The sequence below is a fragment of the Mycobacterium kansasii ATCC 12478 genome, assembly GCF_000157895.3.
Taxonomy (GTDB): Bacteria; Actinomycetota; Actinomycetes; order Mycobacteriales; family Mycobacteriaceae; genus Mycobacterium; species Mycobacterium kansasii.
This window is the reverse complement of record NC_022663.1, coordinates 4127748-4150825: the sequence shown is the minus strand read 5'-3', so window position 1 is coordinate 4150825 and position 23078 is coordinate 4127748. Positions and strand designations below refer to the sequence as shown.

Annotated in this window: 24 protein-coding genes, 1 tRNA gene and 2 pseudogenes; 13 read left to right on the top strand and 14 right to left on the bottom strand. The window is 66.4% G+C overall.

Annotated elements, in window-relative coordinates; translation table 11 throughout:
• The first annotated feature begins 17 nt into the window (after nucleotides 1-17).
• Complete coding sequence (phoU, locus tag MKAN_RS18150; RefSeq protein ID WP_023370681.1) at nucleotides 18-683, top strand: phosphate signaling complex protein PhoU; 666 nt, start codon at nucleotides 18-20, stop codon at nucleotides 681-683.
• Between the two features lie 4 nt (nucleotides 684-687).
• Here the strand turns inward: phoU and MKAN_RS18145 are convergent, their stop codons facing one another.
• The 5 genes from MKAN_RS18145 to MKAN_RS18125 all read right to left on the bottom strand — a co-directional run bounded on the left by MKAN_RS18145 (nucleotide 688) and on the right by MKAN_RS18125 (nucleotide 4787).
• Nucleotides 688-1491, bottom strand: coding sequence for a ribosome hibernation promotion factor (locus MKAN_RS18145; RefSeq protein ID WP_023370679.1), 804 nt, complete (start codon nucleotides 1489-1491; stop codon nucleotides 688-690).
• Nucleotides 1492-1581: 90 nt separating this feature from the next.
• Nucleotides 1582-3660 (bottom strand): adenosylcobalamin-dependent ribonucleoside-diphosphate reductase, encoded by a 2079-nt coding sequence (locus MKAN_RS18140; protein ID WP_036395310.1) that lies wholly within the window; start codon nucleotides 3658-3660, stop codon nucleotides 1582-1584.
• 30 nt (nucleotides 3661-3690) lie between these two features.
• Complete coding sequence (locus tag MKAN_RS18135) at nucleotides 3691-3957, bottom strand: DUF1918 domain-containing protein (RefSeq protein WP_036395309.1); 267 nt, start codon at nucleotides 3955-3957, stop codon at nucleotides 3691-3693.
• A 133-nt stretch (nucleotides 3958-4090) separates the two neighbouring features.
• Nucleotides 4091-4312 (bottom strand): hypothetical protein, encoded by a 222-nt coding sequence (locus MKAN_RS18130; RefSeq protein ID WP_023370673.1) that lies wholly within the window; start codon nucleotides 4310-4312, stop codon nucleotides 4091-4093.
• A gap of 52 nt (nucleotides 4313-4364) precedes the next feature.
• Nucleotides 4365-4787, bottom strand: a complete 423-nt coding sequence (locus MKAN_RS18125) for a MerR family transcriptional regulator (RefSeq protein ID WP_023370671.1) — start codon at nucleotides 4785-4787, stop codon at nucleotides 4365-4367.
• A 183-nt stretch (nucleotides 4788-4970) separates the two neighbouring features.
• Between MKAN_RS18125 and MKAN_RS18120 the strand changes: the two genes are divergently transcribed.
• Entirely contained in the window at nucleotides 4971-5321 is a 351-nt protein-coding gene (locus MKAN_RS18120; protein ID WP_225722792.1) for a SpoIIAA family protein, read from the top strand.
• 28 nt (nucleotides 5322-5349) lie between these two features.
• Here MKAN_RS18120 and MKAN_RS30610 read toward each other — a convergent pair.
• The 3 genes and pseudogenes from MKAN_RS30610 to galT form a co-directional block, all read right to left on the bottom strand.
• Nucleotides 5350-5505, bottom strand: a pseudogene (locus MKAN_RS30610) (VOC family protein); the annotation flags it as partial.
• A gap of 61 nt (nucleotides 5506-5566) precedes the next feature.
• Nucleotides 5567-6649, bottom strand: a complete 1083-nt coding sequence (locus MKAN_RS18115) for a galactokinase (RefSeq protein ID WP_023370665.1) — start codon at nucleotides 6647-6649, stop codon at nucleotides 5567-5569.
• A complete protein-coding gene (gene galT, locus MKAN_RS18110) occupies nucleotides 6646-7716 on the bottom strand; it encodes a galactose-1-phosphate uridylyltransferase (protein WP_023370663.1) in 1071 nt (356 codons plus the stop codon). Before galT ends, MKAN_RS18115 begins: the two co-directional genes overlap by 4 nt.
• 284 nt (nucleotides 7717-8000) lie before the next feature.
• On the opposite strand from galT, the gene MKAN_RS18105 reads away from it, so the two are divergent.
• Both MKAN_RS18105 and MKAN_RS32780 read left to right on the top strand, forming a co-directional pair.
• A complete protein-coding gene (locus tag MKAN_RS18105; protein WP_023370661.1) occupies nucleotides 8001-9167 on the top strand; it encodes an FAD-binding domain in 1167 nt (388 codons plus the stop codon).
• A gap of 150 nt (nucleotides 9168-9317) precedes the next feature.
• Nucleotides 9318-9468: pseudogene (locus MKAN_RS32780) on the top strand (DUF222 domain-containing protein); the annotation flags it as partial.
• A 69-nt stretch (nucleotides 9469-9537) separates the two neighbouring features.
• On the opposite strand, the gene MKAN_RS18100 reads toward MKAN_RS32780, so the two are convergent.
• The 4 genes from MKAN_RS18100 to MKAN_RS18085 all read right to left on the bottom strand — a co-directional run bounded on the left by MKAN_RS18100 (nucleotide 9538) and on the right by MKAN_RS18085 (nucleotide 13248).
• Entirely contained in the window at nucleotides 9538-10935 is a 1398-nt protein-coding gene (locus MKAN_RS18100; protein ID WP_023370659.1) for a cytochrome P450, read from the bottom strand.
• Between the two features lie 55 nt (nucleotides 10936-10990).
• On the bottom strand, nucleotides 10991-11230 hold the full coding sequence (locus MKAN_RS18095; RefSeq protein ID WP_023370657.1) for a hypothetical protein: 240 nt from the start codon (nucleotides 11228-11230) through the stop codon (nucleotides 10991-10993).
• Between the two features lie 41 nt (nucleotides 11231-11271).
• Nucleotides 11272-12207, bottom strand: a complete 936-nt coding sequence (locus MKAN_RS18090; RefSeq protein ID WP_023370655.1) for a metal-dependent hydrolase — start codon at nucleotides 12205-12207, stop codon at nucleotides 11272-11274.
• Between the two features lie 594 nt (nucleotides 12208-12801).
• A complete protein-coding gene (locus MKAN_RS18085; RefSeq protein WP_230589189.1) occupies nucleotides 12802-13248 on the bottom strand; it encodes a DUF2784 domain-containing protein in 447 nt (148 codons plus the stop codon).
• Between the two features lie 270 nt (nucleotides 13249-13518).
• Here MKAN_RS18085 and MKAN_RS18080 point away from each other — a divergent pair, with 270 nt between their 5' ends.
• The 4 genes from MKAN_RS18080 to MKAN_RS18065 all read left to right on the top strand — a co-directional run bounded on the left by MKAN_RS18080 (nucleotide 13519) and on the right by MKAN_RS18065 (nucleotide 18330).
• Nucleotides 13519-14526 (top strand): SDR family oxidoreductase, encoded by a 1008-nt coding sequence (locus MKAN_RS18080; protein WP_023370649.1) that lies wholly within the window; start codon nucleotides 13519-13521, stop codon nucleotides 14524-14526.
• A gap of 588 nt (nucleotides 14527-15114) precedes the next feature.
• Complete coding sequence (locus MKAN_RS18075) at nucleotides 15115-15810, top strand: DUF4396 domain-containing protein (protein ID WP_099185059.1); 696 nt, start codon at nucleotides 15115-15117, stop codon at nucleotides 15808-15810.
• A 35-nt stretch (nucleotides 15811-15845) separates the two neighbouring features.
• Entirely contained in the window at nucleotides 15846-17069 is a 1224-nt protein-coding gene (locus MKAN_RS18070) for a cation:proton antiporter (RefSeq protein ID WP_023370645.1), read from the top strand.
• A 457-nt stretch (nucleotides 17070-17526) separates the two neighbouring features.
• Entirely contained in the window at nucleotides 17527-18330 is an 804-nt protein-coding gene (locus MKAN_RS18065; protein ID WP_023370643.1) for a mycofactocin-coupled SDR family oxidoreductase, read from the top strand.
• A gap of 58 nt (nucleotides 18331-18388) precedes the next feature.
• Here MKAN_RS18065 and MKAN_RS18060 read toward each other — a convergent pair whose 3' ends face one another.
• Nucleotides 18389-19534 carry an LLM class flavin-dependent oxidoreductase gene (locus MKAN_RS18060; RefSeq protein WP_036395275.1) on the bottom strand — a complete coding sequence of 382 codons (1146 nt, stop codon included), beginning with the start codon at nucleotides 19532-19534 and terminating at the stop codon, nucleotides 18389-18391.
• 372 nt (nucleotides 19535-19906) lie between these two features.
• Between MKAN_RS18060 and MKAN_RS18055 the strand changes: the two genes are divergently transcribed.
• Nucleotides 19907-20179, top strand: a complete 273-nt coding sequence (locus MKAN_RS18055) for a hypothetical protein (protein WP_023370639.1) — start codon at nucleotides 19907-19909, stop codon at nucleotides 20177-20179.
• Between the two features lie 3 nt (nucleotides 20180-20182).
• Nucleotides 20183-20905, top strand: a complete 723-nt coding sequence (locus MKAN_RS18050) for a 2-thiouracil desulfurase family protein (protein ID WP_023370637.1) — start codon at nucleotides 20183-20185, stop codon at nucleotides 20903-20905.
• A 209-nt stretch (nucleotides 20906-21114) separates the two neighbouring features.
• On the opposite strand, the gene MKAN_RS18045 is transcribed toward MKAN_RS18050, so the two are convergent.
• Nucleotides 21115-21198 (bottom strand) — tRNA-Tyr (locus tag MKAN_RS18045).
• Between the two features lie 65 nt (nucleotides 21199-21263).
• Between MKAN_RS18045 and MKAN_RS18040 the strand changes: the two genes are divergently transcribed.
• The 3 genes from MKAN_RS18040 to MKAN_RS18030 all read left to right on the top strand — a co-directional run bounded on the left by MKAN_RS18040 (nucleotide 21264) and on the right by MKAN_RS18030 (nucleotide 23015).
• Complete coding sequence (locus tag MKAN_RS18040) at nucleotides 21264-21755, top strand: YajQ family cyclic di-GMP-binding protein (protein ID WP_023370632.1); 492 nt, start codon at nucleotides 21264-21266, stop codon at nucleotides 21753-21755.
• A gap of 130 nt (nucleotides 21756-21885) precedes the next feature.
• The gene (locus MKAN_RS31200; protein ID WP_023370630.1) at nucleotides 21886-22401 is read left to right on the top strand and encodes a hypothetical protein; all 516 of its coding nucleotides are present in this window, start codon (nucleotides 21886-21888) and stop codon (nucleotides 22399-22401) included.
• Nucleotides 22395-23015 (top strand): RES family NAD+ phosphorylase, encoded by a 621-nt coding sequence (locus MKAN_RS18030; protein ID WP_023370628.1) that lies wholly within the window; start codon nucleotides 22395-22397, stop codon nucleotides 23013-23015. The genes MKAN_RS31200 and MKAN_RS18030 overlap by 7 nt, the downstream gene beginning before the upstream one ends.
• Nucleotides 23016-23078: the final 63 nt, after the last annotated feature.

Here is a 23078-nt window from a genome sequence, read left to right as displayed (position 1 = left end):
AAGGAGGGCACAAGACCATGCGAACCGTCTATCATGAGCGACTCACCGACCTGGCTGATCAGCTGGCTCGGCTCTGCGGTCTGACCGCGGCCGCGATGGAGCGTGCGACGCAGGCGCTGTTGCAGGCCGACGCCGCCGCTGCGCTACAGGTCATCAGCGACCACGACCAAATGGCGGTGCTGCGAAAGCATGCCGAAGAAAGCGCCTTCAGCTTGTTGGCGCTGCAGCAGCCCGTGGCCGGCGAGCTGCGCAGCATCGTCGGCTCCATTCAGGTCGTAGCCGACCTGGACCGGATGGACGCGCTGGCGGTGCACGTCGCCAAGATTGTCCAGCGCCGACAGCCAGACCAGGTGCTGCCCACCGATGTTGAGCATCATTTCGCCGAAATGGGCAGGGCGGCAGTAGAGCTGGCACATTGCGCGCAGGAAGTGGTGATGACCCGTAATACCGAAATGGCAGCCCACATTCGCGAACAAGACGACGAGATGGATGAGCTGCACCGACAGCTCTTGACCACACTGATGGATCGCGACTGGAAGCACGGGGTCAAGAGCGCTGTCGACATCGCTTTGTTGGGCCGCTTCTATGAGCGCTTCGCCGACCACGCCGTCGAGATCGGCAGGCGGGTGGTCTTCGAGGCGACCGGCGCCCTGCTACCCGAACAGGAAATCGGGACGTATTAGGCCGTTAGCCTGCCGGGGTGATCAACCCGTAATGACCGTCGTAGCGGTGATACAAGACGCTGGCGCGGCCCTGGGCGGCATCGATGAAGAACAGGAACGGCAGCCCGAGTAGGCTCAGCCGCTCGGTGGCCTCATCGAGGCTCAGACACGGCGCCGGCTGCGCGCTGATGGTCACGTCGAGCTCGAACGGACTGAGCTGATCGGTGGGCACCGGGGCCACCAGCGCAAGGCGGTAGCCCGTCGGACCACCGCGGTAAAGGACGCCCGCGCTGGCGGTGCCAATCTCGGTGAACAGGTGAAAGTCGTAGTCGAGCAGGTTCATTTCGAGTGCGGCCTCGTCGACCGTGCAGGGCGCCATGGTGAACGACTTGCGCCGGATGACGCGGCGTTCGTCGGCCGGCCGGGGAAAGTAGCTCGGCCGGTGGCTGGGCTCGGATTCATGGCGCCACTCGTGCGGACCGGCTGCCGGTTGCTCGCCCCGCCGTGATTCCCAATGTTCGGCGATCCGTTCCAGCCGATGCCGCAACCGCGACTCGAGCAGATCGATCGTTTCCTGCGCGGTCTCCCCCTGGGCTTGGGCCCGCACCAGCCGACCGTCGACGTCCAGGTTGCCCTGCGCAACCACGGGCCGCTCCACCGCCGGGTCACGATGCTCGGTAACCCTGACGCGGGCGCGCAGCACCGGCCGGTGCGCGAGCCGTCCGAGTTGGCCGATCTTGGCGCGTGCGTAATCGGCCGCTCCGGGAAGGTCACCGCGGGTGGTCACGTCGACCTCGATGTCTCGTGGTAATTCTGTCTCGTGGCGCATGCCCTCCTTACTACGCCGCGAATCTGCATGCGGGCCAGGGCCAAAGGTCATCACGCGGTCCAGGGCAGCCGGAGGCGTCCAAGGACAGCCTCAGAATTCGCAGGACCGCCCCGCGCAGCCGCCGCTGAACTCGGTGTCGGCCCGAGCCAGCACCGGTTCCGGCGCGGCGTAGGACAACACCTGCCCTTCCCGGCTGCCGTAGCGGTACACCGTGATGCCCTTGACCTTGGCCCGCCACGCGGACAGATAGACGGCCCGGACGTCGTCGACCGTTGCGGCGGCCGGCAGGTTGACCGTCTTGGATACCGCGGCGTCGACGTGGCGCTGCACCGCGGCCTGCATGCGCAGGTGCCACTGCGGCGCGATCTCGGCCGCGGTCGGAAACGCCGCGCGCAGCTCGGCGGGCAGCCGCGGATAGCCGCGCACTCCGCCGCGCTGGGCGATCTCGGCGACCAGTTCGTCACGGTAGAAGCCCTGATCGCGGGCCAGCCGGTCGAAGCACGGGTTGACCTCCAGCAGCTGCCTGCCGACGATGGCGCGGGTGAAGGCGATGGCGAACATCGGCTCGATCCCGGCGGTGGTGCCGGCGATCAGTGAGATGGTGCCGGTCGGGGCGACAGAGGTGACTTGTGCGTTGCGCCGCGGGCCAAAACGGACCAACCGGCTGTCGGCGAACGCCGGGAATGAGCCCCGGTCTTCGGCCAGCCGCCTCGACGCCAGGTGTGCGTGCCGCTGGATGCGGCGCATGACCTGGCCGGCCAGCCGCACCCCCTCGACACTGTCATATGGAATGCCCAGTGAGGCAAGCAGTTCCGCCAAGCCCATGATCCCCAGCCCGATCTTGCGGCTGGCGCGGGTCGCTTCGGCCAGTTCGGGAAAGGGATAGCGGCTGACGTCGATGACGTCGTCGAGGAACCGCACCGCCACTTCGGTGACCGCACCGAGCCGGTCCCAGTCGAGGTGTCCATTGGTGATCATCCGGGCCAGGTTGATCGAGCCGAGGTTGCAGGACTCGTACGGCAGCAGCGGCACCTCGCCACACGGGTTGGTCGCCTCGATCCGGCCGCGTGCCGGCACCGGATTGGCGCGATTGATCGTGTCGAGAAACACCAGTCCGGGGTCGCCGCAGGCGTGCGCGGCTTGGCAGATCGCGTCGAACAGTTCGGCCGCCGGCATCCGTGCGACGGTCTTGCCGGTACGCGGGTTGACCAGTCGGTGCGCGCCGCCGCGTTCGACGGCGCGCAGGAACGCGTCGCCGACGCCGACCGACAGGTTGAAATGGGTGAGATGACTGGTTGATTCGGCCTTGGCGCTGATGAAGTCGCAAATATCGGGGTGCGACGCGTCGAGCACCGCCATGCAGGCGCCGCGGCGTCGACCGCCCATCGAGACGACATCTGCGGCGGTGTCGTAGAGGCGCAGGAACGACATCGGGCCGCTGGCCGTGCCGCCGGTGCTGGCCACCCGGTCCCCGGCGGGCCGCACCCGGCTGAACGTGTAGCCGGTGCCGCCGCCGGCGCGCTGCACCTCGGCGGCCTGGCCCAGCGTCGCGAAGATCGACCGCAGCGAATCCTCAACCGGCAGAACGAAACAGCCGGCGAGCAACCCCAGGTCGGTGCCGGCGTTCATCAGGGTGGGCGAATTCGGCAGGAATTCGAGGTTGCGCAACAATGTCGCAAACCGCTCCGCCCACTGCGCCGACGAGCCGGTCCGGTACTCATCCTCGGCCGCGGCGACACAACGCGCCGTCCGGTCCATCATCTCGCCGGTCGACTCGGTGGGCCGGCCCCGCGCGTCGCGCAGCAGATAACGTTCCCGCAGGACCATCACGGCCGCCAAACTCAGCTTCAGCTCGTCACGCACACCGAGCAATGCCTTGCCCGCGCGCAGTTCGGCGCGACGCTGCCGGTAGATGATGTATGCGCGGGCAACGTCGTCGAGACCTGCTTCTCCCAGCCGCGCCTCGACGAAGTCCCCGACGCGCTCGACGGACGCGATCCGAGGACCCAATGTGTCGGCGACGGCCCTGGCGACCGTGGCCGGCATGTCGGGGTCGTCGTAAGCGACCTCACGGGCGGCCCGCGCCACCGCGGCTTCGATCCGTGCGATATCGAACGGCACCAACGTTGCGTCTCGGCGCCGAACCTGTGCCGGCCATCGGGCCGCCATGGCCGACTCCATCGCCCGAGCCGATGCTGCCTACGTGCTCTTGCCGTGCATGATCGCCGATTGCACCGCCCCGAACCGATGCTGGGCGCGCTCGTCGGCCGCCTTCTGCTCCGCTGCGGTGACGACGACGGCGTCCGGACCGGGGACCACCGTCGCGACGTGGTCGGTGTCCAGCCATCGCACGACGTAGGGCGGCGAACCATCGGCTGAATGCACCTCGATGATCAACCCCCGGTGGTCCGGTCGGTCGATCGTCGTGCCCTTGATCACCAGCCAGTCTCCGACATTTGCCTTCATCAACATCCCCCTTCCTCGGACGAGTCCAATCGTCCGCTCATCCGGCGCGCCGGCGGGAGGGCAGTTGGCCACTAGCTCCGGTGGCCGAAAGTCCCTCGGCCGCCGTTCCGGTTCTGCCGGCTCGGTGGCGGCATCACTGCCATCTCAGATCGTCGTCCAGCTCGTCGCCTCGGTTGCCGTGCTGATCCGCAGGCCGGGTATCGATCGTCACCTCCTGCCAGTATGACGGACTGTAGAGATGAATATCGTTGCCGCTGAGGACCTTCAGCACGCCGCCGGTGAGCACTTCATAGGCGGCCCCGTCCGGGAACTCGGCATCGTCGTCGCGGTCTCGGATCTGTATCCACATTTTCATACTGCGAGCAGTCCCTCGGCATTGGCAGATCAGGATTCTTGACGCTACCGCACTACCATGCCGGCGGTTGGGAAAGTCCCTCGAGCACACAGCACTCCACACCAGGCCCGCCGCCACATTCGACTTTGCCGGCCTCGATAAGCTCAGCGATGTTGCGTTCGAGTGCGCACAATTCCACCAGTTTGGCGTGAATCGCCGCGAGATGGCTTTCGGCCAACTGACGGGCCTCCAAGCAGCAGCGCTCGCTGTCCTGGGCCACTTCGAGCAGATTTCGAATCTGCTCGACCGAGAAGCCGAACTGGCGGCAGCGCCGAATGAACGTCATCCGCCGCACGTCGGCGTCGCCGTAGCGACGTTGACCGCCAACCCGGGTGGGGTTGGGCAGCAGGCCGATATCCTCGTAGTAGCGGATCGTGGGGGCAGTGGTTTCCGTCGCGTCGGCGAGGTCGCCGATTCTGAGAGCGTGTGAAGCCATATTCAATTGTCCCGCTCACACCCTTGACCCTCAAGCAACGTGAAGTCCAATGCTGGAGTTATGGCGATAGGAATCGACGGGGAAGACCCCGGACGAAAGCGCCTGCCGAACTCGGCGGCGCCGCCGCGTTGTTCGCGACCAACGCCGCCCGAACCCGAAAGACAATGACAGATGATCGAATTCATGCACGGGAGCGATCGAGACGTGCTCGGCGTGCGCGCGACCGGAAAGCTCAGCACGGCCGATTACCACGATGTGCTGGCGCCAAGGGTGGAAAAGTTGCTGAACCGCTTCGGCGTGCTGAAGGTGCTATTCCTGCTCGATGAGCCCTTCCGCGGCTGGACTCTGGGCGCGGCGTGGGCCAACACGGTGTTCGATCTCAAACACCGCCGCGACTTTGCCAAAGTCGCCGTCGTCGGCGCCCCACGATGGGAGCGATACTGCGTCAACGTCGCCGCCGTGGTGATGAGCGGCGAGCTGCGGAGCTATGACCGCGATCAACTGGCGCCGGCGTGGCTGTGGTTGCGCACCTGACCGTCGACTACGTGGCCGTCGGACGGGCCTACTGCTGCGACGAGGGCTTCAGCACACCGAATACGGCTCCCTGCGGGTCCGACAAGACGGCCGAGCATCCCACCGTCGGAATATCGAACGGTGCAGCGATCACCTGACCGCCTTCCGCCGCCGCCTTTGCTGCGATGGCGTCGGCGTCGGCGACAAGCCGAGCACACGCCAAGACGTTTGCCGTTGCCAACTATTGGCGTGCGCCCGCAACGGTCTCAACCCGGACCTGCGCCCGCAGCGGCATGGGTCCGGCTGACCAGCGGCTGTTCGTAGCCGGCGTCGCGCACCATCCGTCGCACCGCCTGCTCGACGTCACCCACCCGGCCATCCGGCACCAGGGCGATCACGCAGCCGCCGAACCCGCCGCCGGTCATCCGGGCACCCAGCGCACCGCTGCGCACCGCGGTGTCGGCGATCAAGTCGAGGTGTTCGGTGGTGATGTCGAAGTCGTCGCGCATGGACGCGTGCGAAGCGGTGAGCAGCCGGCCCGCCTCGGCAAAATCCGAAACAGCCAGCGCAGCAGTAAAATCCAGCACGCGCTGGTTCTCGGTGAGCACATGGCGGGCACGCCGGGCGTCGAGCGGGTCACCGATCGCGGCCAGCGCCGAGAGGTCGTCGACGTCGCGTAATGACGAGACCTGTAGAACCGCGGCTGCCCGCTCACATGACGCGCGGCGCTGCGCGTATTCACCGGTGGCGTGACGATGCGGGGCGCGGGAGTCGATCAGCAACAGCGTGATCCCAGAAGCTTCGGGGTCGAACGGCACCGGCCGGATGGCGAGGTCGCGGAAGTCGATCAGCAGCGCCGTCGACGGCTCCCCGAACAGCGCGGCCAATTGGTCGAGTAAACCCGTTGGCGCGCCGACGTAGTCGTTTTCGGCGCGCTGCGCGAGCCGAGCCTGCTCGATGCGGTCGATGCGGACGCCGGCCGCGGATGTGATCGCGCCCAGGACAGCGCATTCCAACGCCGCCGAGGACGAGAGCCCGGACCCGATCTCGACGTCGCTGGCGATCGACATCGCTCCCCCGGGCACCGGATGGCCGGCGCCGCGCAGCGCCCAGATCACCCCGGCCACATAACCGGCCCAGCCGGTCACCCCACCGGGGGCGGTGTCCAGCGGTATGCGCTCCGCGGCAGCCATGCGGTCGCTACTCACCGTGATCGCGTCGCCGCCGCCGGGCGCGAACCTCACCACCGTGCGCTGCGGCAGCGCGATCGGCAACGCCCAGCCGAGGTTGTAGTCGGTGTGCTCGCCGATCAGGTTGATCCGCCCCGGCGCGGCGTAGCGGACCGTCACGCAAGGTCTCGCAGCCGCTCGGCGACGCTTTCCGGCGTCACGTCGCTGATGAACGCATCCATCGCCGACTCGGAGCCCGCCAGGTATTTCAACGCGGTGGCGCTGCGGCGAATCGACATGAGCTCGACGTGAAAGTAGCCTTCCGGTTGCGCGTCGGTGTATTGGTGCAGCGCCGAAATATACGGCAGCGGGCCGGAATACATGCTGTCGAAGCGGCGCAGCACGTCGAGATAGAGCTGTGTGAATCCGTCCAACTCGGCGGAGTCGAGTTCGATGAGGTTGGGCACGAACCGGTTCGGGTAGATGTGCACCTCGACGGGCCAGCGCGCGGCGAACGGCACGAACGCGGTGAACAGGTCACTGCGCGCGATGATACGACTGCCGTCGGCCACCTCATGGGCCAGCAGGTCTTGGAACAGGTTGTTTCCGTGGCGTATTCGATGCTCGCGTGCCTGATGTAGCATGGTCGCCGTCCGCGGGGTCAGGTAAGGGTAGCCGTAGATCTGACCATGCGGATGGGTCAGCGTCACACCGATCTCCTCGCCGCGATTCTCGAAGCAGAACACCTGCTCGATGCCCGGCTGACTCAACAGCTCGGCGGTACGATGCCGCCACGCCTCGACGACGAGGCGGGCATGCGGCGCTTCCAGGGCGGCGAACGACCCGGTGTGGTTGCCGGAGAAGCAGATCACCTCACAACGGCCGTGGCCCGGCGCCGAGGCGAAGCCGTCGCCGACCGGTGAGAGTCCGCCGGCGCCGGACAGGCTCGGGAACCGGTTCTCGAAGACGACGACGTCGTAGTCGCGCGCGGGCACCTCGCTGGTCAACCCCGTCGGACCCGGACACAGCGGGCACTGATCGGGCGGCGGCTTGTAGGTACGGTCTTGACGCAACGCCGCGATGATCACCCACTGACCGGTAGACCGGTCGAACCGCAACTCCGAATGTTGCTTGCCGCGCGGCGGCAGCGGCCGACGATCGGCAACTGGTCGCGGAAGGTGACCGGGCAACGCGAAGAACAGGATGTCACGGCCATCGGCCAGCTTCGCCCGCGTCGGCGCCGTCACGTTTCGAACATTAACGGACCCGCGCCCTGGCCGCGCTTGCTCCTGGCGCCCTTCTCGAAGAACCGGCAGGTTGTTTGCCGACGGCGACTTAGCCAAGTGACGGCAAGCGGGCTTCAGACCCATGGCGTCCAGACCGTAAGGCCGCGACAGCTCAGCAGCTCGTCAGCGGCAGCCGGCAGCAGGTTGCCAGCCCGGCCGGAATCCCGATCAGGAAGCGTCGGATCGGATTGGGCGCCGGCAGGCACGGCCTTGGACTCAGTTGTGCCATAGGGCACAATTGCAGTATGCAAGTAGCGATCAGCGGCGCCGGGGTGGCGGGAGCGGCGCTCGCGTATTGGCTGCGTCGCACCGGCCATACCCCGACGCTGGTCGAACAGGCTCCAAAATTCCGCACCGGCGGCTACGTGATCGACTTCTGGGGCGTCGGCTATCAGGTGGCCAAACGCATGGACATCGAAGGCCCGATCCGTACTGCCGGATACCAGATCGAGCGCCTGCGCTCGGTCGGCCCCAACGGCAAGATCAAAGCCGACGTGGATGTCGACGTCTTTCGCCGCATTCTCGGTGACGATTTCACCAGCCTGCCGCGCGGCGATCTGGCCGCCGCAATCTACGCCACGATCGACGGCGAGGTCGAAACGATATTCGATGACAGCATCACCGCCATCGATCAGCACGAGGACGGTGTCCGCCTGGCCTTCTGCACAAGCCCCCCAATGGATTTCGACCTGGTCATTGGTGCCGACGGACTGCATTCCAAGGTACGCGGACTGGTCTTCGGTCCGGAGCGCAACTACGAGCATTACCTCGGCTGCAAGGTCGCAGCCTGGGTGGTGGACGGCTACCGGCCACGCGACGAACTGAGCTACGTCACCTACAACATTCCCGGCAGACAGGTGGGCCGTTTCGCGCTGCGCGGCGGCCGCACGATGTTCTTGTTCATCTTCCGCGCCGAGCACGACAGCGTCGGTGTCACGCCAAAAGACCAGCTGCGCAACGAGTTCGGCGGCGCCGGCTGGGAATGCCGAGAGATCCTGGCCACGCTCGACGATGTCGACGACCTCTACTTCGACGTTGTGAGTCAGATCCGGATGGACAGCTGGTCTCGCGATCGGGTGCTGCTGATCGGTGATGCGGCCGGATGCATCTCCCTGCTCGGCGGCGAGGGCACCGGCTTGGCGATGACCGAGGCGTACGTGCTGGCCGGGGAACTCGAGCGCGCCGGGGGCGACCATCGCCGAGCCTTCGAAGCCTACGAGGCGCGGCTGCGTCCTTTTGTCGAAAGCAAGCAAGCCGGAGCGACCAAGTTCATCGGGTACTTCGCAACCCGGACCCGACTCGGTCTGTGGTTCCGCAATATGGCGATGCGCACGATGAACTTCGGGCCGCTGGCAACGTTTTTCGCGGGCAGCGTGCGCGACGACTTCGAATTGCCTGACTATGGCATCTAGCGCCGCTGCTGGTGTAGCCCCGGTTGGGTGTCGCGCGCGGGTACTCCTGGTCACTTGAGTCACTTGAGTCACCGGGGGTTGGGCGTGGCGTTGACTCACTGAAAGTGCCCGGCGATAAGCGGCAAATCCGTTGCGTTGCTGGGGTGGCGCATGTGCAACCCCGAATCCGAAAGCCCTTGCCTGGATGGCAGTCCCGGCCAAGACGCCATCGACGCCCGACACCCGCTCGGCCGCCCAACACCACCACGACGGGCGCAACGCAGGACTGCGCGCCCTACCGGCCTCTGGAAACCTGGGCCAACCAAGGACTTGGAATCCGCCGCCGGCAGCCGTCAAACCTCCCCTCGGCGGATCTGCACCAGCAAGGGATTCAGCTCACGCCGCTGGCGCCGCGAGTCGCCGGCAGGGCCGCGGCCCGCGGTGCCGGCGACACGTCATTGATCGCCCGGACGCGGATGCGCGCGCCGCGATGCGGCACCACGATGACGTGCTTGAGCTTCTGCCGTTCACCGGATGCGGTGGTGGTCGTCAACTCGACCCGCCGCAAGATCTCCCGCAGGATCACCCGCATCTCGACCAGGGCGAAGGTCGCGCCCAGACAACGCCGGTTGCCGCCGCCGAAGGGGAACCAAGTGACCGGACTCAATGTCGCGCCGAGCATGCGATCCGGATCGAACCGGTCAGGTTCGGGGTACAGCGTGGCGCTGCCATGTACCAGACCAATCCCCGGAGCAACCATGGTTCCCGCGGGCAGCCGATAACCGGCCAGGTCCACCGCCCTGGTCAGAACCCGGCCCACATCGAACACCACCGAGCGGATCCGCAGCGTCTCCTTTGCCAGAGCATCCAGATACTCGTCGCCGGCCGGGTCACCCGCCGCGCTGGCATCGGCGGCGCAAACCGCCTTGGCGAGGACGGCCGGGTGGCGCGTCAGCCGCTCCAGCACCCACGACAACGCGGTCGCCGTGGTGTCGTGGCCGGCCACCAGCAACGTCATCAACTGGTCGCGAAGCTCGACGTCGGTCAGCGGACCCGTGTCGTCGTCTGCGGCGCGGACCAGCATCGCCAGGGCGTCGGTGCGTGTCGCGAGGTCGGGGTCAGTGCGTCGATCGGCGATCTCGGCGTAAAGCAGCTGGTCCGCTTCTACGATGCGGCGACGCAGCCGCCGCCACCAGCGATGGCGCAGCAGGTCGGGCTTGACCAGCGCCAGCGAGTCCCACGGACCCACGCTGAGTAGCCGGGGCATGACGTCGCGCAGCGCAGCCAGCCGGGCCGGGTCGCTGGCACCGACCACGGTCCGCAGGATCACCTCGAGGGTGATCTCGGACATCTTGGGCGCCACCGCGAAATCGCGTCCCACCGGCCAGGTGGCAATATTCTCCGCTGCGATCTCGGCCATCAGCCGGGCCTGCCGCGTGACCGCGTCGCGGTGAAATGGCGGCAGCATCATGCGGCGGCGATCCCGGTGCATGTCGTCGTCGATCACCAGCAGCGACCCGTCGCCGAGCAGTCCGCGCAATATCGAATTCGCTTCGCCGGCGTGAAAGACGCTCGGATCCCCGGCGAACACCGTCTTGATGTCGGCCGGGTCAGCCAGATAGACGATCGTCCCCACCCCGGCCACCCGCAGGGTGAAGACGCCGCCGTAGCGGCGGTGACACGCGGCCACGAAATGCGACCCGTGGGTCAACATCAACAAGGCCTGCACCCACCTGGGCAGCCGGGGTCCGCGCGGCAGCGTCGCGGGCGCGGTCTTGCCGATCGACATAATCCGATGTTCGGCGCAACCGGGCCTGGGGTCAACGTCCTGAGGAACGCCCGGTTCAGTGCCGCCGCCTACCGCCCCCGGCTGTCAGCCGCTTACCTGGCTTGTCCTCGCCGGCGGCGGTGAGGGCGAGCGCGATCATCACGTCGGCGTAGGTGACGAAGAGCCCGATCCAGTACGCCCACCTCATGGTCGGATCCGGCTGCGACAAGAAGAACATGACCAGAAAAATCGGCCCGACAATGCCGAACACGAACATCATCAGCTGGATGACGACGTAGCGCCGCAAGGTTGCCACTCTGCAATCTCCCATCCTGCCGGGTGGCGGGTCGGCTTACCTTACCGCTCTCCCCCGGGTGAGTGGTCGTCGTCCGGATCTGGTTGTGCCCGAGCGGCTTTCTCCCGGGCAGCGGTCGCTGCGGGCGAATGTTCGAGGTAGTCCATCGCCATCTGCGTCGACGCCTCGGTACTCGGGTGATGGCTGGGCCGCAGGTAGCGGAGCGGCACCGTCACAAGGATCCGCCACGGACCTGGCAACTTGTACTGGCGCGCCGCGCGCAGCCAGTCCCGCCAGCGCCACTTCGCGTCTATGGTCGGGTCGTTGGCCATCAGATAACGCGCTCCGGCAATCCACCACGACACGAACAGCGGCGCCGTCATCAACATCGAGAACGCTCTGATCACGTAGTTCCCGCAGATGTTCTGGTAGACGTCGAACACCAACGAGCGGTGCTCGATTTCCTCGGCCCCATGCCAGCGGAGCAGATCCAGCATGACCGGGTCGGTGCCGGCATAGTCGAGACCCCGGTTTTGGATCACCCACTGGCCGAGCACCGCGGTGAAGTGTTCCAGTGCCGCCACGTCGGCCACCCGTCGGTAAAGCCACCACCGTTGCAACGGCTGGGGCCAGTTGCTGCGTTGGTTACCCAGCTTGGCCAGCCACTTTTCCAGCTGGGTGTAGGGCTGGGTGTCGATGCCCTGTTCGGCGAGGTGGTCGAGAACGACCTGGTGCGCCCAGGCGTGCCAGGACTCCTGCTGGATGAACGGCTTGATCGCGGCTTCGAGTTCGGGGTCATCGACCAACGGCGCTGCCTCGTCGACGACCCGGATGAACCACCGCTCGCCCGCCGGCAACAACAAGTGCAGCTCGTTGAGCATGTGTGTGCTGAACGGGTCGCCGGGAACCCAGTGCAACGGGGTGCGCGACCAGTCGAACCGAACCTTGCGGCGATGTGTCGGGTATCCGTCGTGTCGCTTTTCCTCGACAGCAGTCATCGGCCACTCCTCCCGCCTAGCCGAGCTGTGTTATGTGTCGGCGCCAGGGCGGCTGCGCCGGCTTGGGACATCGACCCGCATCCCGGGCGACCGGGCCGGCGGCCCTGATCGCACCCGGATATACCCGCTGAACCCGACGGCGAAACCAGCCCGCAGCGGCGTCCCCGATGAGGCGGCGGTCTCGACTTCCGTGAGAGGCGAATTATCTTGGAGCACAGTCTATTAGGAGTACCGCGAAATTTCCGGCGGTGGCGTGCGGTAACGACCACGACGAGTGGCCACACCATCTCGGCCACCACGACGGACCGTTCGCTCAGTCCGAGGCGGGTGCCGTGCCAGGCGTTGTAGCCGTCATAATCCATGCGCCCCCGCCGCCGGCGGCGAGAATACTCAGCGTTTCACTGACCGGGTCATAGCTGCGGTTGCGCTTCGAGGTGGCGACCGCCGCGCTGACCAGCAAGGCGAGCGGTGACACAGCCGCCGACACAATTGCCCAGCACGGCACAGTCAACCGGGGCCGACATAGTTTGCGGTTACCCGGCTCGCTGCCGTGCAACCGGTGCGCGCGGAGTTCGTTGCCGAATCTCCCTTCGGTTACCCGGTGATCTCGGACGGGCCGTGAGCTTGCCGCTCACTGTTCGCATCGGCCGTTCCGCGGCGCGCCTGCCACCCGAACACCAGGATCCACGAGACGGCGACGAGCGCGAAGACGGCTATCGAGGCCGGAGCGGACCACCCGGACGGATACACCACTCCGGTGATGTAGTGCGCGATGAAACCGTCCGGCGGCAGCGGCGCCATCCCGGCATGGGCCCTGCCCCATCGCTCGAGTCCCGTCAGCGGACAGTTCAGGTGGCCGGTGAAGCTCACCACCGACCACGCCACCGCAAACGCGTGACAGGCAATCGTGCGACGCCATCGCAACGCGACAAACCCGCCGACCACCAGGTAGGCGATGTAGGCGAAGTGGGCGGCAACCACCACGACGACTACGGCGATGTACATGTCTGCGGTCAACGTATGCGCCCCTCCAATACCCATCCAACGCCCGCTTACCACGGTAGATCGGATGTTGCCCGGTTTCATCGAGTCGGCACCCGGCCGACGGTACGGAGCCCTCGTCGAGTGGCAGGCATCAGGTCCGCGACTTAACACCTGCCCAACGGGGTAACCGGTGAGCGTGATGAGAAGCGAGCCTCTCGATGGATACCGCAGGCGGTTGTCCACACGGTCATGTCCGCGGTGTCCGGCGAGCTTGCGCGTTCGTCCCGACAACTCGCCCCACAAAACGCAGCAGCAAAGGAGAATCCCATGACCCTCTCAAAGTCCCCGTCGACGGTGGTCATCACCGGAGCCAGCGCCGGAGTCGGCCGCGCGGCCGCCCGCGAGTTCGGCAAACACGGTGCCCGAGTAGGGTTGCTGGCCCGCGGCCAAACCGGGCTGGATGCGGCGGCGGCGGAGGTGGAGCAGGCCGGCGGGCAGGCCCTGGCGATACCGACCGACATCGCCAGCTTCGACGAGGTCGATGCCGCGGCCGAGCAGGTGGAGAGCCGATTCGGTGGGATCGACGTATGGGTCAATGTGGCGTTCACTTCGGTGTTCGCCCCGTTCCACGAGATCACTCCCGACGAATACCGTCGCGCGACGGACGTGACTTATCTGGGCTTCGTCTGGGGCACCATGGCGGCGTTGCGCCGCATGCGGCCCCGCGATCGGGGCGCGATCGTTCAGGTCGGGTCGGCGCTGAGCCACCGCTCGATTCCGCTGCAGTCCGTCTACTGCGGGGCCAAACACGCGGTCAACGGATTCACCGAGTCGCTGCGCACCGAGTTGCTGCATGACAACAGCAACGTCCAGGTGACCGTCGTCCAGATGCCGGCGCTGAACACTCCACAGTTCTCCTGGGTGTTGTCCCGGCTGCCGCGGCAGCCGCAACCGGTACCACCGATCTACCAACCGGAGGTCGCGGCCCGCGCGGTCTACTATGCGGCGAAACACCCCCGACACAAGGAATACTGGGTGGGCGCCAGCACCACCGCGACTCTGTTGGGCCAGCGACTTTTTCCCGCGCTGCTCGACCGCTATCTGGCCCGCAACGGCTACGCGTCGCAGCAGACCGATCAACCCAACACTCAAGACGCCAATCTGTGGCAGCCGGTGGACGGCGAGGACGGCAAAGATTTTGGTGCGCATGGAGATTTCGACAGTCGCTCGCACGCTGTCAGCGCCCAGTGGTGGTTGCGCGAGAACGCCAAACCGCTGGCGGTGGCGGCCGGCGCGGTACTGGCCGGCGTCGCGGGCGTCGCCGCTCGCCACTGAGGGCTTTGGGGGCTTCGAGCGCATCCGTTTCTTCGGGATCTACAGGGCCGGTAGCAACCCCTCCGGTCGATGGATGTGCGGCGGTACCAAGCGCGCTTCGCGCAATATCCCCGTCGGCTGCGGTTGTCGGGATTGACCCCCGCCTCTCGCGTCCAGCCCGACCCAGCACCGAGACGATGCCCCCGCGGCAGGCGCGTAGACCACAGCGATTACCACGGCGGGCGGCTATCGGGGCGTGAGAGCTCAGCAGTTTCGGGTCCGCTGCCCCGGGTAAACCTTTAGCACACGACCTGACAGACGCCCGCAACCGGGAGACACATACATGACCAGTGCTGTCGATGAGGCCATTTGGCTTGCCCCACCGTATTTTTCGGCTGCTACCCGGCTATCCGACGACGGCGTCGACGTGCTCGTCGCAGCGTCAGGCCCCCCCGTGGCCCTCGCCGGGTCATCGCCGCCCACCGTGATGAACTCGAGTCGGTCGGATGCACCGATCTCACCGCACCCGCGCGGTCGACCCGGCGCCATCCGAGAATGGTGGCGGTCCACCGGATTCCGTCGCGCCATGATTTACATCGGAATCCGATAATGGTGCCGCCTACCTGGTTGACCGCATTGGCATGGGTCGCCTTGGCATCAGGCTTCGCCTCGGCGGTGATCATCCTGATCGACGTTTACGCTCGCGGTTATCGGCAGCGAATGGGCATCATGGAGGCCGTCTGGCCGATTACCGCGCTGTACTTCGGGCCGGCCGCGGTGTGGATGTATTGGCGTTACGGCCGACCGAACAGCCGGCGGTGGCTTCGGCAGCACCAGCTTGACCGGCCGCCTGACAAACCGAAGTGGGCTACCACTGCCATCGGGGTCAGTCACTGTGGCGCCGGATGCACCCTCGGCGACATCATTGCCGAATTCGCGGTTTTCGCCTTGGGTGTGGAATTGCTTGGCCGCGCCCTGTTGCCCGAGTACATCGGCGACTATGTGGCCGCGCTGGCGTTGGGAATCTTGTTCCAGTACTACGCGATCGCCCCGATGCGCGGCCTGGGGTTCCGCGACGGCATGGTAGCGGCGGCCAAGGCCGACGTCCTGTCGCTGACCGCATTCGAAGTGGGGCTGTTCGGCTGGATGGCCGTGATGTCGTTCGTGCTGTTTCCGGCTTCACCGCTACATCCCGACACCGCCGCGTACTGGTTTCTGATGCAGATCGGCATGATCATCGGGTTCGCGACGGCGTGGCCGGCGAACGTCTGGCTGATTCGCCGCGGAATCAAGGAAGCTATGTAGCGACGGCGCGTTGACACCACCGAAATGGAGTTTCAGTGACCCTTATCCTGGCGTTCGGCGTGGTGCTCCTAATCAGCGTATCGCTGTCCGGGGTTGCTGCCCGGACCGTGCTCTCGAGCGCGCTGATGTTCCTCGTCGCCGGCGCCGTACTCGGGCCGGGGATCCTCGCCTGGGACAAGATCGGCCCGAACGACCCGCTCGTCGCCACACTTGCCGACGTCGCGCTGTTCACCGTCTTGTTTACTGACGGTCAGCGGGCCAATCTTCAAGAACTGCGCGAAAATTGGTCGTTGTCGGGACGCGCGCTGGGGATGGGCATGCCATTGACCATGATCGGGATCGCGGTGCCGGCCCATTTCCTTGCCGGCCTGAACTGGCCGACCGCATTCTTGGTTGGGGCCATTCTGTCCCCCACCGATCCCGTTTTCGCAGCCGCTATCGTCGGGCGCTCCGACATCCCGCAACGGTTGCGCCGGCTGCTCAATGTGGAATCCGGTTTGAACGACGGCCTGGCTCTGCCCTTCGTGATGATCTTCCTGGCCACCGCCCAGGGTGCCGGGTCCGAACTGGTGAAGGTCGGGATAGAGCTGGTGCTCGGGCTCGCACTCGGCGTCGGCGTGGCGGCCGGCGCGGCATTGGCGTGGCGGACGAAGATACTCACCGCAGAACCGCACCTGCAGCCTCTGGGCCCCCTTGCGATCGCCGTGGTGGTGTATGCCGGCTGCCACCTTATGCACGCCAACCCTTACCTGGCCGCGTTTGCCGCCGGGTCGACGCTGGCCACCCTCGACCACGTCGCAGCCGAGGAGTTTCAACGCTTCGGCGATCTGCTGTCGGAGGTCACCAAGTTCGCCGCGCTGATCGTCTTCGGGGCGTTGCTCACCCCGGAGTGGCTATCGGGATTGAGTTGGCGCGCTTGGGTTTTCGCGGTGATCGTCATCGCGGCGATCCGGCCGGCCGCAATGTTGCTGTCGCTTGTGCGGACCCGCCTCACCAGACAAGAGCGACTGACCGCGGCGTGGTTCGGGCCGAAAGGCTTCGCCTCCGTGGTCTACGGGCTGCTGGCGCTACAGACGGGGATAGCCGACAGAGAGCTGGTTTTCGATGTCGTCGCCGTCACCATTGCCCTGTCGATCGCGCTGCACTCGTCGACCGATGCGCCGATAGCCAAAATGTTGCGCGTCGAACCACCCGACGAGTTGCCGGGCTGCCGCCAGCAGGCCCCAACCGACGAAAAGTCGGCGGCGATCGCACGCTGAAACGAAGCGGGTTGGCGCCCCGGCGGCTGCATCCCCGGAAACCGATACTAGGCAAAAAGTTAAGATGATTATCTAAATCATGTCGCTAGCTGTGAGGAGGCGATTCCGGTGGTCGCCCTCAAGATGTTGATAGCAGGCGTATTCGCGGCGGGCGTGGTGGTGGCGACGGGCACGCCGATGGCACAGGCCGAGCCGCTGACCCCCGGCCAGACGCAGTACGTCAGCGATGGGGAGGATGATCGGCCGTGCCCGGACGGCAGCTGCCAGCGGCCGCCCCGAGCAACGAAGCCACCTCGCGGTGTCATGGGGTGCGTCAGGGGCGTCTGCGTTCCCCGGCGCGTTCGCCCATAACGCGCTTGAACCGACGCCAAGCGCGAAATACGCTCCTCTGCAAACGGTTTCGCGCCTCATCCGCTGGTGTGTCGAAGGCCGGGCATGGCTGCTAACGTTGCCGCCTATGGGTGCCTTGGATGGACGCGTGGCCTTGATCACCGGCGGGGCTCGAGGACAGGGGCGTGCACATGCCCTGGCCTTGGCGGCCGAAGGGGCGGACATCGTCGTCGGCGATGTGCCCGCGCCGATGGCCAATCTGAGCTACCCGCTCGGTACCGAGGATGAGTTACGCCACACCGCCAAACTCGTGGAAGAGCTGGGCCGGCGCTGCCTGCCGATAATCCTCGACGTCCGGGCCCCGGCCCAGGTCAGCGCTGCGGTGGAGCAGACGCTCAACGACCTGGGCAGCCTGGACATCGTGGTAGCCAATGCCGGCATCGTCAGCACCGGGCCGCTGGAGGAAGTCAGCGATCAGGTGTGGCAGCAGCTGGTGGACACCAACTTGACCGGCACCTTTCATACCCTCCGGGCGGCAATACCGGTGATGCGCCGCCAGCGCTACGGCCGGATCGTGGTTACATCCTCGATGGGCGGACGAATGGGCATCCCCGAACTCGCGGCGTACAACGCCACCAAGTGGGGTGTCATCGGACTGGCGAAGTCGCTTGCCCTGGAGGTTGCCAAGGAGGGAATCACGGTCAACGTCGTCTGCCCGACCACCACCCAGACACCGATGGTGCAGCCGACGGGAAGTGACGACGTTCCCGACGATTTGGTGCGCCGCATGATGAAAGGCAATCCGATACCGCTGCCGTGGCTACAACCCGAGGATGTCAGCCGCGCGGTGGTGTACCTGGTCACCGACCCGGGTGTCGTCACCGGCAGCGTCCTGGAGATCGGCCTCGGCAGTAGCGCCCGCATGCATTGACGTCGCGTCGGATCGGCCGGTAGGCAACCCGTTCGAGATTGCCGGCAGCTGGCCTGACCTAGCCGCGGCGGGATGTGGACTCCCGAAGTGACCGCGCCACCCGACCGGTGGCCCAAAGTCCGTAGCCGGCCGCGTGTTTGGAGACCAGACCCGACACGGGAGCGAGGACCACGTGGCGCAGGCCCGCGTCACCGAATTCCCGGAGTCTGCTCACCACCTGGTCGGGGGATCCCCACAGCAGCGGACCCTCGGCCACCAGCTCCTCTGGTACGGCCGCGATGGCGTCGTCCATAGTCGCGCGGTCGTAGTGATCGGGGACAAAGTCGACCAGTGGGTTGAAATGTTCGCCCAATGGGTGAACCAGCCCGGCTTGCCGCCACAGCTCGGCCGGGGTCATGAGGCCCAGCGCCCGGATGACCTTCGTCCTCAGCATGGCCCGCGCCTCGCACTCGGTGGCCGCGATCACCGTGAAGCGGTGCAGCGCAGGAGTGACCTCGGCCGGGTTTCGCCCCGCAGCGCGGGCGGCGGCTCGTACCGTCGTCAGCTTGTCCGCGTACTCGCGCGGCGACACCACCGCAGTGGGGTACCACCCGTCGCCGTAACGTCCGGTCAGCGCGAGCATGCGCGGACCATGGCCGGCGATCCAGATCTCCGGCACCCTGCCCGCTGCAGGCTTGAGATCCACCGTCGCTCTGTCGAGACGAAAGTACTCGCCGCAGAATGTGATCGGCCCTCGTGCCGACAGGCACAGCCGGATGATCTGCAAGGCCTCCTCCAGGCGGGCGACCGGGTGGGCAGAGTCCAGCCCGTAGGGGTCGATGTTCATCCGTTCCCCGGCCCCGATACCGAGGATGGGCGCGCGTTTGGTGAGATGCGACAGCGTCACCATGGCCTGGGCAATCAGAACCGGGTGCCGCCGAATCGATTCGGTCACCCCGACGCCCAGGCGCATCCTTCCGGCACGCGACGCGAGGTAGCCGAGCAACACCTGGTAGTCGAAGAACTCGTGCGGTGTGGGGCGTCTTGCGGCGAGCCAGGTCAGCTCCCGATCCCAGATAGCACGGGGAAAGACGTTCTGGAAGTGGTCGATGAGCATCACGGAGTCCAACCGCATCGCTCGTGCTCCGAGGAGAAAAGCGCGAGTGGCACCCAACGGAGGCTGGGTGCCCAGCTGGAGGCCGATCGAGATTCCCGGGTTACTCACGACGTCCTCGCCGGTTATCCCGCGACTGCCCGAGGATCCAGGCCACGGTGAGGGCAGCGATCGGCAACACCGGTCTCCTTCACACTGCTGTTGTCGCAAGTCAAGTCCCCGCCGGGCTACCGGGCTAGTGCCGAAAGTCCTTGGCAGTGCGGCCATGTGGATCCGCGGCGTCGCGGGCAGCAACCGTGCCGCACCTGGTGACGCCAGTGCGCCGCGCTCTATGCCGCGCGGTGATGACCTGAATCCCTGCCCGCTGGGGACTTCGGTCCCTAGCGACCGGCGCCGGGTGGGCCAAAACTGGATTTCAACGTCCGTGCAGCGGCGACTTGGCCTGCTTCCGTCACCGACGTGAGGTAGTGAAAGGGGAATGCCATGAATCGCGAGGTGTGCAAGTTTTTCTCCGGGTCGTTCGCCGCGCTCGCCTACGTCCACGCCGCGTATGCCGTGGCGACCTCTCGTGGGATCGTCGATGAGCCGGTCTTCCTGGGCAGAAGGTGGGGCATCGGAAATATGTGGGCTGAGGCCGGTGTCTACGCTGCCGTCAGCCTGGCGCTGGGGCATGCCGGCTGGATTGCTAAACATCAAGTGCCGCAACATGAATCGACAATGGTCAACGCCGACCGTTCGCAGCTCGTGACATATTGACCCATGTCGAAGTCCGGTGAGTCAGCACGGCTGCTGCTCGACCAGCTGGCAGACGAACGCAGCCGACGCGTCGTCCTCGTATCGCACTGCCTGCTGAACGAGAACACCCGCTACGCCGGCGGCGCCACCCGCCCCGGGGCGGTGACGGAGGTGGTCGACGAACTGATCACCGCACGCACCGGCATCCACCAGCTGCCCTGCCCCGAGCAACTGGCGTGGGGTGGCGTGCTCAAACGCCACAGCCTGCGGCTCTACCACTCCAAGGGCGGACCACTGTACGCAGTGCGCGGCGCGTTGCTGAGTGCATTCATCATGTGGACCAAGGTGATTTACCGGCGTCTGGCCCGGCGGGTCGCCCGTGACGTCGCCGATTACCACCGGGCCGGGATCGCGGTCGCCGGCATCGTCGGAATCGGCGCCTCACCCTCCTGCGGAGTGACCACCACCCTTGATATGCGCGCTTCCCTGGAGGTGGTGGCCGCATGCCCGGCGGCCGCTCTCACCCGAGACGTCATGAACGAGCAGGCCGTTCTGGGCTGCCGGCGCGGCGGGCAGGGCTTGTTCATCAAAGCGCTCGACCGCGAGCTGACCCGCCGCCGACTCACCGTGCCCGCGTTCGAACACGACCTCGCCGCCGAAATACGCGGCCAACCCCAAGCGGTGCTCGCCACACCGGCACCAAGAACACTGGGCGCTGTGGCAGCGGCAGGAGCCAGGGGTCATTAGCTCAACCCGTGCACCCGGAACGCTCACCTCGCGAGGCCGGCGATTCGCCTGGCCAGTTTTTCGGTGAGCGCCAGGGGGTTCCAACTGCCGAAGCTGTGCCCGGCTGGGCTTCTCGAGCATGGCCTATTCGTCTTCGTCATGGTGACGGTGGGCGCCGTCGGTGTCATCATGTCGTCGAGCTGACACCGTCTCCGACCTGCTGAAGTAAGTGGTGGCAGGTACAGGATTCGAACCTGTGTAGCTTTCGCGACGGATTTACAGTCCGCTCCCATTGGCCGCTCGGGCAACCTGCCGCCTAGCAGGTTACAACGACCGGGTAGACAAAGCACAAAAGGGCTATCGGAAGAAGGGACGGACCGTGGCGGACTCATCGTTCGACATCGTCAGCAAGGTTGACCGGCAGGAAGTCGACAACGCGCTCAATCAGGCGGCCAAGGAGCTGGCCACGCGATTCGACTTCCGCGGCACCGACACCAAGATCGCGTGGAAGGGTGAGGAGGCCGTCGAACTGACCTCGTCCACCGAGGAGCGCGTCAAGGCCGCCGTCGACGTCTTCAAGGAAAAGCTGATCCGCCGCGACATCTCGATGAAGGCCTTCGATGCCGGCGAGCCGCAGGCCTCCGGCAAGACCTACAAGGTCACCGGCGCCATCAAGCAGGGCATCAGCAGCGAGAACGCCAAGAAGATCACCAAGCTGATCCGCGACGAGGGACCCAAGACCGTCAAGACCCAGATCCAGGGCGACGAGATTCGCGTCACCAGCAAGAAACGCGACGACCTGCAGGCCGTCATCGCGATGCTGAAGAACGCTGACCTGGACGTGGCGCTGCAGTTCGTCAACTACCGATAGGCCCGAGCCGCATCGAGCGTGACGTCACTGCGAGATCGGACGCCGGATTTCGCACTGGCGTCACGCTCGTCGTGCATTCGCTTCATGCAGTATTCTAGCTTTGCATGAATCGAACGCAGGAGCTGTGTGCATGACCCCCGTCAAGACCCTGGACGAGCTGACGGCGGCGGATCGGCGCCTCCGCGAGAGCGCTCAGGCGGTGGGTGCCGCCTTGTCGTCGGTCGCGGTGTACACCGAGCCGGCGGTTGCGCGCGCGGTGCAGGCCGAACAGAATCTGTACGCCCGGATCGAGGCCGAGTTCGGCTTGCTGACCAGCACCGAGGCCGGCAAGCGGATGGGCTCACGATCCAGCGCGCCACGCAATCTGGCCACCACCGCACACCGCAACAAGGCGCTGGTCGCCGTGCGCCGCGGCAACTACCTCGCCTACCCGGGGTTTCAATTCGGGGCAGACGGCAAACCCCTGCCCGCCATCGAGCGCTTGCGTGACGTCGCGGAAACCAACGGCTGGTCGGAGACCGGCCTGGTGCAGTGGCTGTGCGCGCCCACCACCTATCTGGACGGCGACCGCCCGGTGGATCACCTGCTCACCGAACCCGACCGGGTCCTCGCGGTGGCGGCGGAGGCCATGGCGGTGTCTTGGTAACAGCGCGGCCGCCGGACCCGTTCGAGCCGCCCACCGCGACCCTGCCGGCCGGGCAGCTGCTCTACCGCGTGCTGTCGTCATCCCGCACCGCCACCGACTTCAACCCCGGCATCGGCGCGCCGACGCGGTTCGGCTTCTTCGGCACGCCGGTGGTGCCGATCATGTACGCCGCCGATACCGAAGACGCGGCCATCGCCGAAACGCTGCTGCACGACATCCCGGTCTCAGGCGGCGTGCTCCCCTACGACCAATACGCCGACAAGGTGCTGGTCCGGTTGAAAGTGACCCGCCGGCTGCAGGTCGGGGTGCTGCACGGCACCGGCCTGCGCCGCCTGAAGGTGACCGCCGCCGACCTCACGTCCAGCCCGGCGTCCAGCTATGCCAGCACCGTGTTGTGGGCCGAAGCGGCCCATGATGCCGGCCTGGACGGGCTGGTGTGGATGTCCCGGCAATGCAACGACGCCAAGGCGTACGTGTTCTTCGGCGACCGGTGCGCGGGTGCCGTGACGCAGGATCCCACCCATGCCCGGATCTTCGCCGGCCCGGCCGACCAGATCTGGCTGATCGACCGCTGCGCGCCCCTGCACGTCGACGTGCTCATGCGGCCTGCCTGAGATTCCGCCTGCTGGCCCGACCAACCGGTCGGTGCCTACTCTGGTGAGCAATACCCGAATTCA